Genomic DNA, 15749 nt, shown 5'->3' with positions numbered 1-15749 from the left:
CCACCGGGACGCACCCTGAATCAGGCATTGTGGGGCTCCGAGAGACGGGATGCCAAGAGTGCTGTGGCCAGGGCAGCGGTGGTGAACACGAACATGAGGATGCTCATGGGCAGTGCCGTGTGTTCCCCGCCCAGGCCGGCCAGAGGGCTGACAGCACCTCCCACCATGAACTGCATGAGACCTTGGACGGCCGACCCCGATCCAGCACGCCCGGGAACCTGAGCCTGGGCCAGGGCAATGCCGTTGCCGATCATGAAACCCACGCATGTCTGTGCGGTGACCGTGTGCACCACAATGGTCCAGTCGGGAGCGTTGACCAGGACACCAACCAGACCCAGAGCATTGATGAGCCCTTGGGCGGCCAGGGCGGCGATCATGATCTGGGCAGGGGTGAAACGGTTGAGGAGCCGCACGTTGACCAGCCCGGCCACCACCGAGCCGAATGCTGCAGCGGCAAAGGCCAGGCTGTAGCCCATGGAGGAGAGCCCCACCACGTTTTGCATCACGAACGAGGATGCTGACACGTAAGAGAACAGCGAACCGAAGCTCAAGGACATGGCCACCGCCCAGGCCATGAACGGGCGGTTGCGCACCACGACACCGGCCAGTCCCAGCGTGCCCAGGATGCCGCCGTCACGACGCCGCTGTGGTGGCAAGGTTTCTGGGATCACGAACACCACGCAGGCCACCATGAGGGCACCGAATCCGGCCAGGACCCAGAACACCACCTGCCAGGGCGCCCATGTGGCGATCAATCCGCCCAGAACGGGAGCAACAATCGGTGCCACGGACACGATGGTGCCCAGCAGGGAGTAGAGCTTGGCGGCCTCAATGCCGCTTGCGATGTCTGAAACTATGGCGCGGGCAATCACCACCCCGGCTGCACCGGCAAAACCCTGTATGGCGCGCAACACCAGCAGCACCGTGACATCTGTGGAGAACACGATTCCCAGGCTGGAGAGCAGGAACACGGAGGTGCCTGCCACCAACAGACGGTGGCGCCCCCAGACATCGGAGATGGGCCCCAACAGAAACTGGCCCACAGCCATGCCCACCATGTAGGTGCTCAAGGAGAGTTGGATGGTGGAGGCCGGTGCCCCGTAGAACTGCGCCAAGGCAGGCATGGAGGCCAGGTACATGTCCGTTGCCATGGGGCTGACTGCACTGAGCACACCCAGCGCCAGCAGAAAAAACACCCGGTCCGGCCCCGGAGCCAGACCCAGCCGGGAGGAAACGCGCATGAAAAGTCCCAATCACAACGGGTGAGGTGCAGTGTCCGATGCCCAAGACGTGGGGTGGGACCTCCCCAGGCTAAGCCCTGACTAGACTCTGGCGGTGATGAGTGAGACCAACACCCCAGCATCCGATGCCTCCCAGTCCTCAGAGGTCCCCGAGAAGTTCCACCGCAAACCGCTGTCTTTCGTGCGCCGTGGCGACCGCCTGACCCCGCGCCGCGAAAAGGCGTGGGAGCAGTGGGCGCCATCGCGCATCCTGCAGGTTCCCCGGCAGGTCACGGACACCTCCGTTGCGGAGCATGCGAGCTTTGACCAGGAATCGGTGTACGGGCGCATGGCGCCGCTGGTGGTGGAAATCGGGTCCGGTTTGGGTGAGGCCATGGCCCACCGTGCAGCCGAGGTGCCGGAGCACGACTTCCTGGCCGTGGAGGTCTACACGCCAGGACTGGCGGATCTGCTGATGAAGTCAGCGGCCAACGGGTCCCAGAACGTTCGCGCGGTGCAAGCCAACGCCCCGGAGGTTCTTGACCACTTCTTGGAGCCGGCTTCTTTGGACGAGATGTGGGTGTTCTTCCCGGATCCCTGGCACAAGAAAAAGCACCACAAGCGGCGGTTGGTCTCCGCACACTTTGTGGACCAGGTGGCCTCCGTGATCAAGCCCGGCGGCACGTGGCGCCTGGCCACGGACTGGCAGGAGTACGCCATCCAGATGCGTCAGGTCATCGAGGCCGACGGCCGGTTCGAGAATCTCAACCCCGGTCCTCTGGCCACGGACTCGGCCCCGGACCAGGGGTGGGCCCCGCGCTGGGAGGGCCGCACCCTCACCAGCTTTGAACGCAAGGCGCGCGAGGCCGGGCGCATCCCGCGGGACCTGACCTACCGGCGTCGTACGGACTGAGCTGAGCACTGGTTCAGGGAAGCAAATCAAGCATTTGGGGTCGTGCTTTCATCGCGTGGATGACAAGTTCATTGCCGCTGTCGAAAACGAGGACAACCGTTTCCAGCATGCGGCCACGAGTGTCGAAGCCGAGACGGAGCTGCCTACTCGGACTGTCGTCGTCAAGGTCTTCAATCCAAGTTGGCCATGTCGCCGCCTGGACGATGTCCTCAGGGCTGATCCCGTGTATTCGTGCCGACGTGTGGACTTTCACGTGGAAGCCAAGGCGTCCCGGATCACCTCGGAGCGAGACTTTCCCTCGCGTTCGGCCCGGGTGTCGAGCGCAGCAATCTCGTCGACAGTCAGCCGCAACGCAACAACTTGAGACGGCTTGGCACCGCGACCTGGACGCCCACGGCCTCGCTTCTTCAAAACTTGAGCGTCGTATCCTGCCTCGGCCTCGGCAGCCCAAACTGCAATCTGCGCTTCAGTCACTGGCACGCCAGCGATGGTCTCCTGCTCAATCATGCAATTAAAGTAATACGTAAATCACCATGCCGCCACCCTTGGTGAGTCATCACCTCAAGACGCAACCATCAGCATGCTGTGGCTTAACCTTGGACAGCCCACACTGTCTACGGATCTGAGCACCCCATGCCCGCAGGACACAACGACGACGCCCACCCCGCACCCTCCCCCGACGGCAAGCCAGCAGGCGCAGAGCAGGCCTCCACGCCGCACATCCGCTGGGGAACGTACCGGCCGGGTTTCGCCAGGTCCTTCCTGGATGAGATCAACTACCCGCACAACATCCACCCCGCGCTGGTTCCGGGCATCACGGTGGATGATCAGAAGAACCGCTACGGCGTGGACCGATTTGTCTCCGGTGTGGCGGGCGCACTGATCCTGGGCTTCATCCTGTGGGGTGTGCTGAGCACGCAAACCCTGACCACGGCATCATCTGCCGCCCTGACCTGGACCATGGGGAATCTGGGCTGGGCCTTCAGCACGCTGGCCATCATCCTGCCGGTCTATCTGCTGTACCTGGCGCTGTCCAAGTACGGTCGCATCCCCTTGGGGCTGGACGAGGACAAGCCCACGTACTCCACGGCATCGTGGGCGGCCATGCTCTTTGCGGCCGGCATTGGCATCGGCATCATCTTCTTCGGTCCGTTCGAACCCATGACCTACTTTCTCTCCCCGCGCCCAGGATCAGTGGATCCCGTCACGCAGGAGGCGGTCAAGCTGGCCTCGGCTCAGGCCGCACTGCACTGGGGACTGAACGCCTGGGCCATCTACGCCCTGGTGGGCCTGGCTGTTGCCTACACCTCCTACCGCCGCGGTCGGGTGCCGCTGATGAGTTCCGTGTTCGCACCGTTCTTCCGGGACGGCAAGACCGACACCTGGGGCGGGCGGGTGATCGACATGCTGGCGATCATCGCCACCTTGTTCGGCACGGCGGCAGCCCTGGGCATCGGTGCGCTGCAGATCGGGCGTGGCGTGGAGGTTGTCACCGGCTGGGGGGAGGGCGGCAACGCCGTGGCATTGATCATCATTGCCGTGTTGACGGCAGGGTTCATCGCCTCCGCCGTGTCAGGGGTGGCCCGAGGGATCCGGATGCTGTCCAACATCAACATGGTCCTGGCCATCTTCCTGGCCCTGTTCTTTTTTGTCCTGGGCCCCACGGCCTTCCTGCTGAACTTCATTCCGTCCGTGGTGGTCACCTACTTTGCGGAACTGCCGACCATGCTTTCGGCCTCCATGGCGGACGGCCCGGAGATGGAGGCGTTCCTCTCCGCCTGGACCAATTTCTACTGGGCGTGGTGGGTCTCCTGGGCGCCGTTCGTGGGGATCTTTGTGGCCAAGATTTCCCGTGGCCGCACCATCCGGCAGTTCATCTTTGGGGTGCTGTTCATCCCCTCCACCATTGTGGTTCTGGCGTTCACCATTGTGGGTGGAACCGCGATCCGCGCACAGCTGGAGAACCAGACCATTGCCCCGGATGGCACCATCGACTCCCTGCCCGCGCCTGAGGAGATCTTCTTTGTGGTGCTGGACACCCTGCCCGGGGCGGGCATCATGGCGATTTTGGTGATTCTGATGCTGGCCATCTTCTTCATCACCACCGCAGACTCCGCCTCCGTGGTGACCTCCCAGATGTCCCAGCGCGGTGACCCTGAACCCCGCAAACTGATCACGGTGTTCTGGGGACTGTGCATGGCGGGCATCGCCGTCGTGATGTTGCTGGTGGGCGGTGAATCCGCGTTGACGGGCCTGCAGAACCTGATCACCGTCACGGCGCTGCCGTTCACGCTGATCATGTTCGCCATGGTGTTCGCACTGCACAAGGACCTCCGCAGCGATCCCCTGATCCTGCGCGACCAGTACACCCGGTGGGCCCTGGACAAGGCGGTGCGTCACGGCATTGATGACTACGGGGATGACTTCATGCTGGGTGTTCAGCGCGCCTCCGGGGCCAATCAGAAGTGGGCCACAGCCGCGCATTTTGACTCCGCGGCTCCCGAGTACACGCAGTGGTACCAGCGCACGGATGAGGACGGCAATCCCCTGGACTACGACTACGAAACCGGCACCTACACCGGGGAGATCCCCCAGGTGGATCCGGATCAGTTGACGCGCGAGTCCGGGGCCGAGCCCAACCGCTGAGCAGCTTTCAGGCCACGCTTGGCCACCGGCACGGTCCCGGCCATGGCCCCCAGGCCCACCACCGCACCGTTGCCGTAAAGGGTCTCGATGCCGCTTTCGGCCACCACATAGGTTTCGTGCCAGACCCCCACAGCACCCGGGTTCTTGCGTGCCGCCTGGTTGAACTTCCGCCAGGCCGGTAGATGTGCGTGGTGGGGGTCGGCCGCATAGGCGTAGAGCTGCTCAACACTGCGCCAGTACTGCACACACCAGGGTCCCCTGGCGCCCAGCAGATTGACCCCACCCATGAAGCCCAAATCCTCGGCCTCACCCCGCTCGGCCTGGGCCATGTTGCGCTTGAGTTCGGTCTGCATTCTGGACATTGCCAGCGCCACCGGCCCCCACAAGTCAGGCCTGTGCGGCTTTTTCACGGTCATCCCGATCTGAAAAACGACGACGCCGCCGGTGTGCGCGTGAGTCAAGGGGGTGGTCATGGCAGCCTCCGGTGTCACCATCTGGATAGTTACAGTATCCAATATTGGAGAGTTAGACTATCCAACGTCAAGGGGTGATCATGAAAATTTCCGCGCTTTCTGCACAAACCGGTGTTCCGGTGGCCACGCTGAAGTTCTATTTGCGCAAGGGGTTGCTGCAACCAGGACGTCAGCTTTCCCGCACTCAAGCCGATTACGACCACACCCACGTGGATCGTGTCCGCCTGGTGCGCGCCCTCACGGAGGTGGGAGAACTCAAACTTGATGCCGTGCAGCGCGTGCTGGAGACCTTGGAGAACCCCCAGATCGAGCGTTTGGGCCTGCTGGGTTCTGCCCAACGCGCCTTGGAGAACGCGGACGTGGCCACCATGGCGCCGGGTCACGAACCGCCGGCTGCCGAAAGCACAGACGGCCCGGACTCACAGGAGCCGAGCCGTGCGCGCCGGTGGTTGTCCGAACGTGAATGGACCATCAATCCCCAGGATCCGTTGATCGATCAGTTGGATGAAGCCTGGGATGCCTGCGATCAAGCAGATCTGGGGGTGGATGCCAGCCGACTGCATGTCTACGCGGACGCCGCGGAGAAAATCGCGCGCGTGGACATCAACTCCCTGCCTGCTGATCCTGCCCGGGCCGTCCACCAGGTGATCCTGGGAACCCTGCTGGTGGACCCGGTCCTCAAGATTCTGCGCAGATTGGCCCAACAGCACCTGTCCATCACAGCCAGGCAGCCACCCACGGACTGATCCACCCGCGCAGTAGGCACCACAGCACCCGGTCAGATGATGACGCCAGTGCTCACTGCCCGGAGTCCGTGCGGCGCGGACGGTACAGCACCAGGGCACGGGACTTGGGCCGGGGCGGGGTACCCGGCGGGCGGGAGCCACGCGGGTAACGCACCACCTCACCCGTTGGGGAGGCCGCCCACACACTGTGGTCGTGATCCAACTGGTCCCGCGCAGTCTCCAGGGCATCCGTGAGCTCCGTGACGCGGTGCTGCAGTGCGGCCACCTGGTTCTCCAACTGCATGATGCGTTTGATCCCCTCCAAGGAGATCCCGTCCTGGGCGAGCTTCTGGATCTCCCGCAGTTTGTCGATGTCACGTTGGGAGTAGCGCCGTGACCGCCCGGGGGCACGGGTGGGCTGGACCAGCCCCAGGCGGTCGTACTGGCGCAAGGTCTGCGGGTGCATGTCCGCGAGTTCGGCCGCCACGGAGATCACGAAGAGCGCGCGTTCCTCGCTGTGATCGGTCATCTCTGTCCCTCCTGACGTTCCCGCCTCATTCGCCGGCCCGCGCAATCAGGCGCGCCCGCGGGTCGTGGCCGGCGGTGGCCGCGGCGAAGGCCTCCACGGCCTGCCGGGCGTCGTCGTCGAGGTCCTTGGGGACCTCGATCTCGACGGTCACGATCAAGTTGCCGGTGCCCTTCTTGGTGGTCACACCCTTGCCCTTGACCCGCAACTTGCGTCCGGAGCTGGTACCGGCGGGGACCTTGAGGGACACCTGATGGCCGTCCCACGTGGGCACCTTGATGGTGGCCCCCAATGCCGCCTCGGGGAAGCTCACGGGCACGGTCACGGACAGGTCGTCGGTGCCCTCACGCCGCGCAAACACGGGGTGCTCCCCCACCTTGACGGTCAGGATGAGGTCCCCGTTGCCACCCGGGCCCGTGTGGCCCTTGCCCTTGCCCTTGAGCTTCTGTCCGTCGCGCACGCCCTGCGGAATGCGCACGGTGGTCGTCGAACCGTTGCCGCGCTGCAGCTTGACCGTGGTGCCCTCCATCGCGGAACGGAAGGGAATCACCGTGCTGGTGGTGATGTCCTCACCCTTGGGCTGCGGTGCCTGGTAACGCGGGTCGTAACCACCCGTGTAGCCACCGGCGCCACCGTAGCCCCCGAAACCGCCTCCACCGAAGAGGTCCTCGACATTGATGTTCTGGGCACCGCCCGTGGAGTAGCGCGCACGGGTGCGCCCGCCTCCGAAGACGTCGCCGAAGAGGTCCTCGAACCCGGCGCCGTCACTGCCGCCGGCGAACCGGGCACCCGTACCCATGGCACGGATCGCGTCGTACTCCTTGCGTTCCTCGGGGTCGGAGAGGACGTCGTGAGCCTCCGAGATCTCTTTGAACTTCTGCTCCGCCGCGGCATCCCCGGCGTTGCGGTCAGGGTGGTACTTCTTGGCGAGCGTCCGGTACGCCTTCTTGATCTCGGCATCGGTCGCCTCCTTGGAGACGCCCAGCACGTCGTAAAAGTCTTTGTCGATCCAGTCCTGGCTGGCCATGACGCCTCCTTTCAGGGGCAGGTCGTGGGGATTGTTCTGTGTGTTTGTGCTGTGTGGCGGTTCTGCGCGGCTGTTCCGCGTGAGTTCCGGGACGGGGAGGTTACGACGACGGCCGGCGCGCGGGTCCTCCCGCTCACCGGCCGTCGTCGTGCCCGCGGCCGGTCACGCCCCCTGGCGGGACCCGACCGGCTCCCCGCTCAGGGGGCGACGGCGACCTGTGCGGCGCGGACCACGCGGGTGCCGACGCGGAAGCCTGACCGCAGCACCATGGAGATGTGATCCGACTCCACGCCGTCGGCCGGCTGCTGGAGCACGGCCTCGTGGACGTTGGGGTCGAAGGCCTCACCGATCTGACCGATGCGCTCCAGACCCTGCTTGTCCAGCAGGGACTCGAGTTTGGTCGCGATGGCGGCGAACGGGCCGTCGACCAGATCCCCGGCGGCGCGAGCCGCGTCGATGTCGTCGAAGACCGGGATCAGCGAACCCAGAACCTCGCCGACCACGTGGTCACGCAACTGCGCGCGCTCACGGTCCGTGCGGTTCTTGTAGTTCATGAACTCGGCCTGCAACCGGCGGAGGTCTTCGAGGCGGTCCTCGGCCAAGCGAGCGAACTCGTTGTCCTCTGCCGAGGTGGCATCCCCCGCGACCGCCGGATCGTGGTCGCCGGCCGCGCCTTCCGCCTGGTCGGCCGTGCGGGCTTCGTCGGTCTGCTCGGCGTTCAGGATCTCCTCCGCCGTCAGCGGGGTCTCCTGCTCACCACCCCGGGGCTCAGGGTTCTGGGGCTCTTCGGGTGAAGTGCTCATGTCTCTACCTTCCGTGTGGGAACGAGATGACGGACAAGAAGGACCGGTCCCTGTCGGTGCCGCACGCGGCCATGTGTCGCGGGCGGCACCGACGGGACCCACCGGTCACTTCTTGTCGTCGTCCTCGTCCACGACCTCGGCGTCGACGATGTCCTCGTCGTCCTGAGCCGCACCGGCAGCAGCACCCTCGGCACCCTCGGCACCGGCGTCCTGCTGGGCGTAGACGGCTTCACCGATCTTGCCCATGGAGCCCTGCAGCTTCTCGACCGCAGACTTCACGGCGTCGTCGTCATCGCCCTCGAGAGCAGTCTTGACGGCGTCGACGTCGCCCTGGACCTCGGTCTTGACGTCCTCGGAGAGCTTCTCGTCGTTGTCCTTGATGAGCTTCTCGGTCGAGTAGGCCAGCTGCTCGGCGTTGTTGCGCATGTCGGCGGCCTCGCGGCGAGCCTTGTCGGCCTCGGCATTGGCCTCGGCGTCCTTGACCATGCGGTCGATGTCCTCCTGCGACAGGGAGGTGCCACCGGTGATGGTCATCGACTGCTCGGTGCCGGTGCCCTTGTCCTTGGCGGACACGTGCACGATGCCGTTCGCGTCGATGTCGAAGGTGACCTCGATCTGCGGCACACCGCGCGGGGCCGGTGCGATACCGGTCAGCTCGAAGGTGCCCAGGTTCTTGTTGTCCCGGGTGAACTCGCGCTCGCCCTGGAAGACCTGGATGGACACGGACGGCTGGTTGTCCTCGGCGGTGGTGTAGACCTGCGACCGCTTGGTGGGGATCGCGGTGTTGCGCTCGATCAGCTTGTTCATCACGCCACCCTTGGTCTCGATGCCCAGGGACAGCGGAGTCACGTCAATCAGCAGGACGTCCTTGCGGTCGCCCTTGAGCACACCGGCCTGGATGGCGGCACCGATGGCCACGACCTCGTCCGGGTTCACGCCCTTGTTCGGCTCCTTGCCACCGGAGAGCTTCTTGACCTCTTCCACCACGGCCGGCATGCGGGTGGAACCGCCCACGAGCACGACGTGGTCGATGTCGGAGAGCTTGATGCCGGCTTCCTTGATGACGTCCTCGAACGGCTTCTTGGTCCGGGCCAGCAGGTCGCTGGTCAGGTCCTCGAACTTGGCGCGGGACAGGGTCTCGTCCAGGTGGACGGGACCCTCCGGGGTCACAGAGAGGTACTGCAGGGAGATGTTGGTCGAGGAGGCCGAGGAGAGTTCCTTCTTGGCCTGCTCGGCGGTCTCCTTGAGACGCTGCAGGGCGATCTTGTCCTTGGACAGGTCCGCACCGGTCTTGGACTTGACCTGTTCGAGCAGCCAGTCGACGATCCGCTGGTCCCAGTCGTCACCGCCCAGTCGGTTGTCACCGGCGGTGGCGCGCACCTGAATGGTGGAGAAGTCGTCCTCGTCCTTGCCGACTTCCAGCAGGGAGACGTCGAAGGTGCCGCCACCGAGGTCGAAGACCAGGATGAGCTCGTCCTCCTTGCCCTTCTCCAGGCCGTAAGCCAGGGCCGCCGCGGTGGGCTCGTTGACGATGCGCAGGACGTTGAGGCCCGCGATCTCACCGGCCTCCTTGGTCGCCTGACGCTCGGCGTCGTTGAAGTACGCCGGGACGGTGATCACGGCGTCCGTGACCTTGTCACCCAGGTAGGACTCGGCGTCGGCCTTCAGCTTCATGAGCGTGCGGGCCGAGATCTCCTGCGGGGTGTACTTCTTGCCGTCGATCTCCTGGGTCCAGTTGGTGCCCATGTGGCGCTTGACGGACGAGATGGTGCGGTCGACGTTGGTGACCGCCTGACGCTTGGCCGTGGCGCCCACCAGCGTCTCGCCGTCCTTGGAAAAGGCGACGACGGACGGGGTGGTGCGGGCACCTTCGGCGTTGGCGATGACGACGGGGTCGCCACCTTCGAGGGTCGAGACGACCGAGTTGGTGGTACCGAGGTCGATTCCTACTGCACGGGACATTCCCATTCCTCCTCTGCCCTCACGGGCTGTCTAGTCTGCAACCGGGCCGCACTGCGACCCGGAGGTCTCAAATCTTGAGTTGTCCTTACTCAAGAATAGACCTTCTGAATCAGCTGTCAATAAAGTTGAGTCAGTTCATGTCAAGTTTGGCCTGTGTTCTCCGTCACTGCGGGTTGCCGCCCCATTCTTGTCAGCAAGCTGCGCAAATAGGCTGGAGTTTCCTGTCCCCCCCAGCACCCGTGAGGCCCCCATGAAGCGCCCCCTCCTGACCACGTGCACCGTGACCCTGAGCCTTGTCCTGGCATCCTGCGGCACTGGTGGATCCCAGAACACCGATGTCCAGTTCACGGATGACACCGGTGAGGTGACCGTCCTGACCGATCCCGGTCAGAACGCAACGCAGACCTCCGTTGCTGCCAGCAACCTGGCCTTCACGCGCGCCCAGACCGTGGTGGTCTCCTCTCCGGAGTCCGTCTCCGATGTGGGGAAGGTGGCCCAGGAACTGCAGGTGCCGCTGCTGATCAGCGGTGACGACGACGCCCTGGGCCAGGAACTTGACCGACTCCAGGCTCAGACGGTGATCGTTGCCCAGGGTGAGTCCGCCCCGGAGATCGGTGACCGCGACGTGGTGGAAGTGCAGGCCGACTCCCAGGTGGATCAACTGGATCTGCCGGAGGTGAGCGTGGCGCAGGAGGCGAGCACCGGCGTCGTGCTGATTGATCCTCAAGCCCAGGACACGGACGGGGAGGCAGCGGCAGCAACTGAAGCTGCTGTGGCCACCGTCAACGCAGCCGGCGGCACGGCGGTGGAGGTCCCGGGTGGCGATCCCCGGGTCAGTGGGGATTCCGTGGAGGTGGCCCGTAGCGCCGATGACCACAACATCCTGGCCCTGGGTGAGAGCTTCGGAAGTTCCCAGGACGTGGAATCCCGCATGCAAGCCGCCCAGGACACCACGGCCGAGTTGCCCGGAGGCGGTCAACTGGCCTTTCCCGGACGGCGCATGATCGCCGTGTACGGCTCCCCCGGAACCTCAGCACTTGGAGTCCTGGGTGAGCAGGACGTGGATGCCACCATTGAGCTGGTGCAGGAGATGGCCCGCGAATACCAGCCGTACAGCGACGAGCAGGTGATCCCGGCGTTCGAGATCATCACCACCATTGCCTCCGCCGAACCCGGAGCCGACGGCAACTACACCAACGAGTTGGACCCGGAAACCCTGCGTCCCTGGATCGATGCCGCCGGGGAAGCCGGTGTGTACGTGGTCCTGGACCTGCAACCGGGCCGGGTGGACTTCTTGTCCCAGGCCCAGCGGTATGAGGACCTGCTGCGGGAACCGCACGTGGGCCTGGCTCTGGACCCGGAGTGGCGCCTGGAGGACGGTCAGCGCCACATGGAACAGATCGGCTCCGTCAGTGCTGATGAGATCAACCAGGTCTCCGACTGGCTGGCCCAGCTCACAGCTGAGAACAACCTGCCTCAGAAGGTGCTGATCCTCCACCAATTCAAGTTGGCCATGATCACGGACCGGGAGCAGATCAACACCGCCCACGACGAGCTGGCCATTACGCTGCACGCTGACGGCCACGGGAGTCCGGAGCTGAAGATGGCCACCTGGGAGGCCCTGCAGAACGGGTTGCCGGAGGGCATCTGGATGGCGTGGAAGAACTTCTATGACGAGGACACTCCCGTGTTCAGCCCGGAAGAGACCTACGACGTCGACCCCAAGCCTTGGTTCGTCAGCTACCAGTGAGCCCACGGTCGGGTTGCCAAATCGTTACGCCGTGCAAGCCGTGCAGGCCCGGAACTCGGGCTTGCACGGCTCACGGGCAGATACGGAACGCCTAAACTGAAGGGCATGTACCGAATCGCCACCGTGTGCACCGGCAACATCTGCCGATCACCCATGGCCGAGGTGGCTCTACGCCGCGCGTTCCAGAACGCGAAGCTGGCAGACCACGTTGCCGTTGACTCCGCCGGGATCTCCGACGAAGAACTGGGCAACCCGATCGATCCCCGCGCCCAGCGCCTCCTGGAACGCGTTGGACTGGATCCCCACGGCCACAGTGCACAGACTTTTGATACCGAGTGGTTCTCCAACCACGACTTGGTCCTGGCCATGGACGTGCAGCACTACCGGGCCCTCACCTCCATGGCACCGGATGACCAAGCGCGGGCCAAGGTACGCATGTACCGCTCCTTTGACCCCGCCGTGGCCGCAGAAGCGATCGAGAGCCAGGGCATTGCGGATCCTTGGTACGGCCACGCCGCGGGATTCGAGGACACCTGGGAGATGATCTCCGAGGCCCTGCCCGGAATCGTGGGCCATGTTCGGGACCAACTCGACCGGGGCAACCCAACGGGTTCGGAGGACTGAGGCGTGCAGGACGTCGAGCTTCAGATGGACCCCAGCATTGCCGAGCGCAACCCATCGGGTCTTGCCCTGGTGCACCAGTTGGGAAATCCCGTCCGCAAACCGCATCTGATCGGCATTGACGGGCGCTCCGGGGCCGGCAAGACCAGCTTGGCCCAGCAGCTCTCCGAGGTGCTTTCCGTGACCCGGGACGTGGTGACCTTCCACCTGGAGGACATCTACCCCGGGTGGGACGGGCTGGCCCAGGGCATAGAGATCTACAACGACTCCATCTTGGCCTGCCTGCGCGAGGAGCAGGACGCCTACTGGACCGCATGGGACTGGCTGGCTGACTCCCCCGGAGGTCCCAGACTGACCCGGTGCGCTGAAATCGTGATCCTGGAAGGTGTGGGCGCGTGCAACTGGGTGGCCAGGGAAGTCCTGGACGTCTCCGTGTGGGTGGAGCTTCCGGAGAGCCAGCGCCGCACCCGAGCTCTGAGCCGCGACGGCAACACCTACCAGGAGTTCTGGGAGCGCTGGGCGCAACAGGAGTCCCAGTACCTGGAAGCTGATCCCGTGTGGGAGAGCGCAGACATCATCCAACCGGGCCCCACGGCCTGAGGGCGGTGCGCAGCACCGATCTGGCCCCCGGCCCAGGGCAACCACCACGTTGATCCCTGTGGCAAGACGGTCATTGCCAGATGAAACGTTGGGCCCCAGTCACCGCTGAAATGCTCACGGCACCCAAGCCCAACACAACGGTCAGTGCCAGCAGCACGGCATCAGCGCGAGTGCGCCGAATGGGCCGGGCCCAGGTGCGGTGCTTGGCAGCCACCACAGAGCCGAAACCACGGACCTCCATGGTCACCGCCAGCCGCGTGGCACGGCGCAAGGACTGCACCAGCAGCCCGAAACCGCGTCCCCACAGCTCCTGAAGCATCATGCGAGGGTTCCGGGAGGCACCTGCGCCCCGAGCTCGCCTGGCCGTCACCAGGACGTGCCACTGGCGGATCATGACGGTCATCAGTCGCAATCCCACCAGGGCAGCAATCACGAACCGGGCAGGGAGTTTTGCCGTCCTGGCCAAACCGTCGGCCAGGTCCGTGGGGTCTGTGGTCAGCAACAACACCAACCCCGGCAGCGCCAGGGCCAGACCGCGCAGCGCGATGGCGGCTCCGACCGCCAAGGAACCTTCCGAGATCTCCACAGGGCCCGCATGGAGCAAGGTGGCCCCTGAGTTCTCCGCCAGCAGTGCCGTGCCCCATCCGGAGAGCAAGGCCGCCACCACAATGGGCCAGGCCACCGCCAGAAGCCGCAACGGACGCTGTCCGGCAACGCTGAGAGTCACCAGCTCCCCCACCAGGATCACACCGGAGGTCACGGGATCCGCAGAGATGACCAGCGGGATGGTCAGCAACAGGGCGCACACCAGCTTGGTCAGGGCATCGCGGCCTGCCAGCCAACCCCGCAACTGCACCGCGGGAGTCTCGGCAGGGGTGTCGGCCTGCGCAACGGCTGCCACCGGGTGTACCTGAAGTTCTGTGGCGTTCAAGGCCTGGATCAGGTCCCGGTCGTGGGTCACCACCACCACGGCCCGCCCGGCCGCCACTTGATCGGCCAGCAACGTCACCACGGCCCACCATGTGCGGGCATCCTGACCGAACGTGGGTTCATCCAACACCAGCACATCTGGGGCCGCCGCCATCACCGTTCCCACGGACAGCCGCCGCTTCTGTCCACCGGAGAGCGTGAACGGGTTGGCGTCGGCCACCTCGGTCAGCTCCAACCGCTCCAGCAATCCGTCCACCGTGGCCTGGATCCGCTCCGGCTCCCAGCCGGCCCTCCTGGGGCCTTCAGCCAGTTCGGCGCGCACAGTGTTGGTCAAGAACTGGTGTTCCGGTTCCTGGAACACCGTGCCGATCCGGGTCAACAGTTCCGGGCCTGACCATGCGGATGGATCCGTGACAGCCCCGCGCGCCAATGCGGGTTCCGCCGTGACAGTTCCCCCAGCCGGCACCAGCAGGCCGGCAAGAGTCAGAGCCAGCGTGGACTTGCCCGCCCCGTTGACCCCAGTGACAGCCGTGGCGCCACCGCGGCGAACGGTGAAATCAACGGGTTCGGCAACGGGGGTTGCGGCCACCGCATGGTGGGGCACGGTGCGGGAGGCACGGATTCGACGTCGTCGTTGGGCCAGGGCGCGGGAGGAAGGTTGGTGGCGGGAGACTTCCAGGCCCCGCAGGCTCAGCAGCGCTTCCGGCGGGGCAGCATCCGGGCAACCGCCATGCGTGGTTGATGCCGTGGCCGCACCTGGTGAAGGCACGGACCGTCCAGGAAGCCACACCCCCTGCCGGATCAAGGACTCGCGCAGGTCAGGGTTGCCAAAGATCTGCTCCGGGGTGCCGTCATGCTCCACGCCGTACGGGCCCAGAACCAGAACCCGGTCCACCAGATCCGCCCAAACCTCTGTGCGGTGCTCCACCACCAGCATGGTGGCCCCCGTGGTGGCCACCACCGATTCCACCGCGGCGCGCACGGTGCGTACCCCTTCAGGATCCAGGTTGGCGGTTGGCTCATCCAGCAGCAGCAGCTCCGGCTGCATGGCCGTGACACCGGCCAGGGCCAGGCGCTGCTGCTGGCCACCGGAGAGCGCATCCGTCTGCCGGTCCAGCGCCACGTCCAGGCCCACGGCATCCAGGGAGCTGCCCACCCGCTGCCAGATCTGATCCACTCCCACAGCCAGGTTCTCCGGGCCGAAGGCGGTGTCATCCCCCACGCGTGCCAGCACGATCCCGGATTCAGGATCTTGCTGCAGCAAGCCCGTGACGGTCCGGCGCTGATCGGCCTCCACCCCGTTCACCAGCAACTGGCCGCTGGGTCCTGAGATCCCCGCACCCTCCACACCGGTGGCGGAAGCATCCTGCGGACCTGCCTCCAGCACCCCGCTGAGCGCATGGAGCAACGTGGACTTCCCCACGCCACTGGGCCCAACCACCAGCACTTTCTCCCCCGGTTCAACGCTGAAAGTCAGCCCCGCAGGGGTTGGGTGGGTGCGGCCAGGGTGATGCCAGGAGAAGTTCCGAACGGTGAGTTCAGCACCGCTCACC

15 protein-coding genes are annotated in these 15749 nt (G+C 65.3%); 6 read left to right on the top strand and 9 right to left on the bottom strand.

Going from position 1 to position 15749, the window contains the following annotated elements:
* Nucleotides 1-20 precede the first annotated feature (20 nt).
* On the bottom strand, nt 21-1241 hold the full coding sequence (locus GTW58_RS01250) for a multidrug effflux MFS transporter (RefSeq protein ID WP_119932197.1): 1221 nt from the start codon (nt 1239-1241) through the stop codon (nt 21-23).
* 97 nt (nt 1242-1338) lie between these two features.
* Between GTW58_RS01250 and trmB the strand changes: the two genes are divergently transcribed.
* Entirely contained in the window at nt 1339-2133 is a 795-nt protein-coding gene (trmB, locus tag GTW58_RS01245; protein WP_119932196.1) for a tRNA (guanosine(46)-N7)-methyltransferase TrmB, read from the top strand.
* A gap of 13 nt (nt 2134-2146) precedes the next feature.
* On the opposite strand, the gene GTW58_RS14465 is transcribed toward trmB, so the two are convergent.
* Together GTW58_RS14465 and GTW58_RS01235 are read right to left on the bottom strand one after the other, a co-directional pair.
* Nucleotides 2147-2386, bottom strand: a complete 240-nt coding sequence (locus GTW58_RS14465; RefSeq protein WP_119932195.1) for a DUF4258 domain-containing protein — start codon at nt 2384-2386, stop codon at nt 2147-2149.
* Entirely contained in the window at nt 2383-2640 is a 258-nt protein-coding gene (locus GTW58_RS01235) for a ribbon-helix-helix protein, CopG family (RefSeq protein ID WP_119932194.1), read from the bottom strand. The genes GTW58_RS14465 and GTW58_RS01235 overlap by 4 nt, the downstream gene beginning before the upstream one ends.
* Nucleotides 2641-2766: 126 nt before the next feature.
* Here GTW58_RS01235 and GTW58_RS01230 point away from each other — a divergent pair, with 126 nt between their 5' ends.
* Nucleotides 2767-4779 (top strand): BCCT family transporter, encoded by a 2013-nt coding sequence (locus GTW58_RS01230; RefSeq protein ID WP_119932193.1) that lies wholly within the window; start codon nt 2767-2769, stop codon nt 4777-4779.
* Here GTW58_RS01230 and GTW58_RS01225 read toward each other — a convergent pair.
* A complete protein-coding gene (locus tag GTW58_RS01225; protein ID WP_119932211.1) occupies nt 4740-5252 on the bottom strand; it encodes a DUF4188 domain-containing protein in 513 nt (170 codons plus the stop codon). The two genes, GTW58_RS01230 and GTW58_RS01225, sit on opposite strands and share 40 nt — an antisense overlap.
* 80 nt (nt 5253-5332) lie before the next feature.
* Between GTW58_RS01225 and GTW58_RS01220 the strand changes: the two genes are divergently transcribed.
* Entirely contained in the window at nt 5333-5998 is a 666-nt protein-coding gene (locus GTW58_RS01220) for a MerR family transcriptional regulator (RefSeq protein WP_119932210.1), read from the top strand.
* Between the two features lie 52 nt (nt 5999-6050).
* On the opposite strand, the gene GTW58_RS01215 is transcribed toward GTW58_RS01220, so the two are convergent.
* The 4 genes from GTW58_RS01215 to dnaK all read right to left on the bottom strand — a co-directional run bounded on the left by GTW58_RS01215 (nt 6051) and on the right by dnaK (nt 10295).
* Nucleotides 6051-6506 (bottom strand): heat shock protein transcriptional repressor HspR, encoded by a 456-nt coding sequence (locus GTW58_RS01215; protein ID WP_047690317.1) that lies wholly within the window; start codon nt 6504-6506, stop codon nt 6051-6053.
* Between the two features lie 25 nt (nt 6507-6531).
* Nucleotides 6532-7530: a DnaJ C-terminal domain-containing protein gene (locus GTW58_RS01210; RefSeq protein WP_119932192.1), complete on the bottom strand. Its 999-nt coding sequence runs from the start codon at nt 7528-7530 to the stop codon at nt 6532-6534.
* Nucleotides 7531-7727: 197 nt separating this feature from the next.
* Entirely contained in the window at nt 7728-8333 is a 606-nt protein-coding gene (locus tag GTW58_RS01205) for a nucleotide exchange factor GrpE (RefSeq protein WP_119932191.1), read from the bottom strand.
* A 105-nt stretch (nt 8334-8438) separates the two neighbouring features.
* Nucleotides 8439-10295, bottom strand: coding sequence for a molecular chaperone DnaK (dnaK, locus tag GTW58_RS01200; RefSeq protein WP_119932190.1), 1857 nt, complete (start codon nt 10293-10295; stop codon nt 8439-8441).
* A gap of 250 nt (nt 10296-10545) precedes the next feature.
* On the opposite strand from dnaK, the gene GTW58_RS01195 reads away from it, so the two are divergent.
* The 3 genes from GTW58_RS01195 to GTW58_RS01185 all read left to right on the top strand — a co-directional run bounded on the left by GTW58_RS01195 (nt 10546) and on the right by GTW58_RS01185 (nt 13266).
* Nucleotides 10546-12045, top strand: a complete 1500-nt coding sequence (locus GTW58_RS01195) for a hypothetical protein (RefSeq protein ID WP_119932189.1) — start codon at nt 10546-10548, stop codon at nt 12043-12045.
* 105 nt (nt 12046-12150) lie between these two features.
* Nucleotides 12151-12669, top strand: a complete 519-nt coding sequence (locus tag GTW58_RS01190) for a low molecular weight protein-tyrosine-phosphatase (RefSeq protein WP_119932188.1) — start codon at nt 12151-12153, stop codon at nt 12667-12669.
* Nucleotides 12670-12672: 3 nt separating this feature from the next.
* Nucleotides 12673-13266, top strand: a complete 594-nt coding sequence (locus tag GTW58_RS01185) for a nucleoside/nucleotide kinase family protein (RefSeq protein WP_119932187.1) — start codon at nt 12673-12675, stop codon at nt 13264-13266.
* Between the two features lie 70 nt (nt 13267-13336).
* On the opposite strand, the gene GTW58_RS01180 is transcribed toward GTW58_RS01185, so the two are convergent.
* Entirely contained in the window at nt 13337-15748 is a 2412-nt protein-coding gene (locus GTW58_RS01180) for an ATP-binding cassette domain-containing protein (protein WP_304999790.1), read from the bottom strand.
* Between the last annotated feature and the right edge of the window lies 1 nt (nt 15749).

It is taken from the genome of Kocuria subflava (assembly GCF_012163155.1).
Lineage (GTDB): Bacteria > Actinomycetota > Actinomycetes > Actinomycetales > Micrococcaceae > Kocuria > Kocuria subflava.
The sequence above is the reverse complement of the archived record's forward strand: the minus strand, read 5'-3'. Positions and strand labels throughout refer to the sequence as shown.

Bases quoted from the DNA above. Each gene is read 5' to 3' on its own strand.
- GTW58_RS01250 (WP_119932197.1), bottom strand. From the start codon at position 1,241: ATGCGCGTTTCCTCCCGGCTGGGTCTGGCTCCGGGGCCGGACCGGGTG.
- trmB (WP_119932196.1), top strand. From the start codon at position 1,339: ATGAGTGAGACCAACACCCCAGCATCCGATGCCTCCCAGTCCTCAGAG.
- GTW58_RS01235 (WP_119932194.1), bottom strand. From the start codon at position 2,640: ATGATTGAGCAGGAGACCATCGCTGGCGTGCCAGTGACTGAAGCGCAG.
- GTW58_RS01230 (WP_119932193.1), top strand. From the start codon at position 2,767: ATGCCCGCAGGACACAACGACGACGCCCACCCCGCACCCTCCCCCGAC.
- GTW58_RS01225 (WP_119932211.1), bottom strand. From the start codon at position 5,252: ATGACCACCCCCTTGACTCACGCGCACACCGGCGGCGTCGTCGTTTTT.
- GTW58_RS01220 (WP_119932210.1), top strand. From the start codon at position 5,333: ATGAAAATTTCCGCGCTTTCTGCACAAACCGGTGTTCCGGTGGCCACG.
- GTW58_RS01215 (WP_047690317.1), bottom strand. From the start codon at position 6,506: ATGACCGATCACAGCGAGGAACGCGCGCTCTTCGTGATCTCCGTGGCG.
- GTW58_RS01210 (WP_119932192.1), bottom strand. From the start codon at position 7,530: ATGGCCAGCCAGGACTGGATCGACAAAGACTTTTACGACGTGCTGGGC.
- GTW58_RS01205 (WP_119932191.1), bottom strand. From the start codon at position 8,333: ATGAGCACTTCACCCGAAGAGCCCCAGAACCCTGAGCCCCGGGGTGGT.
- dnaK (WP_119932190.1), bottom strand. From the start codon at position 10,295: ATGTCCCGTGCAGTAGGAATCGACCTCGGTACCACCAACTCGGTCGTC.
- GTW58_RS01195 (WP_119932189.1), top strand. From the start codon at position 10,546: ATGAAGCGCCCCCTCCTGACCACGTGCACCGTGACCCTGAGCCTTGTC.
- GTW58_RS01190 (WP_119932188.1), top strand. From the start codon at position 12,151: ATGTACCGAATCGCCACCGTGTGCACCGGCAACATCTGCCGATCACCC.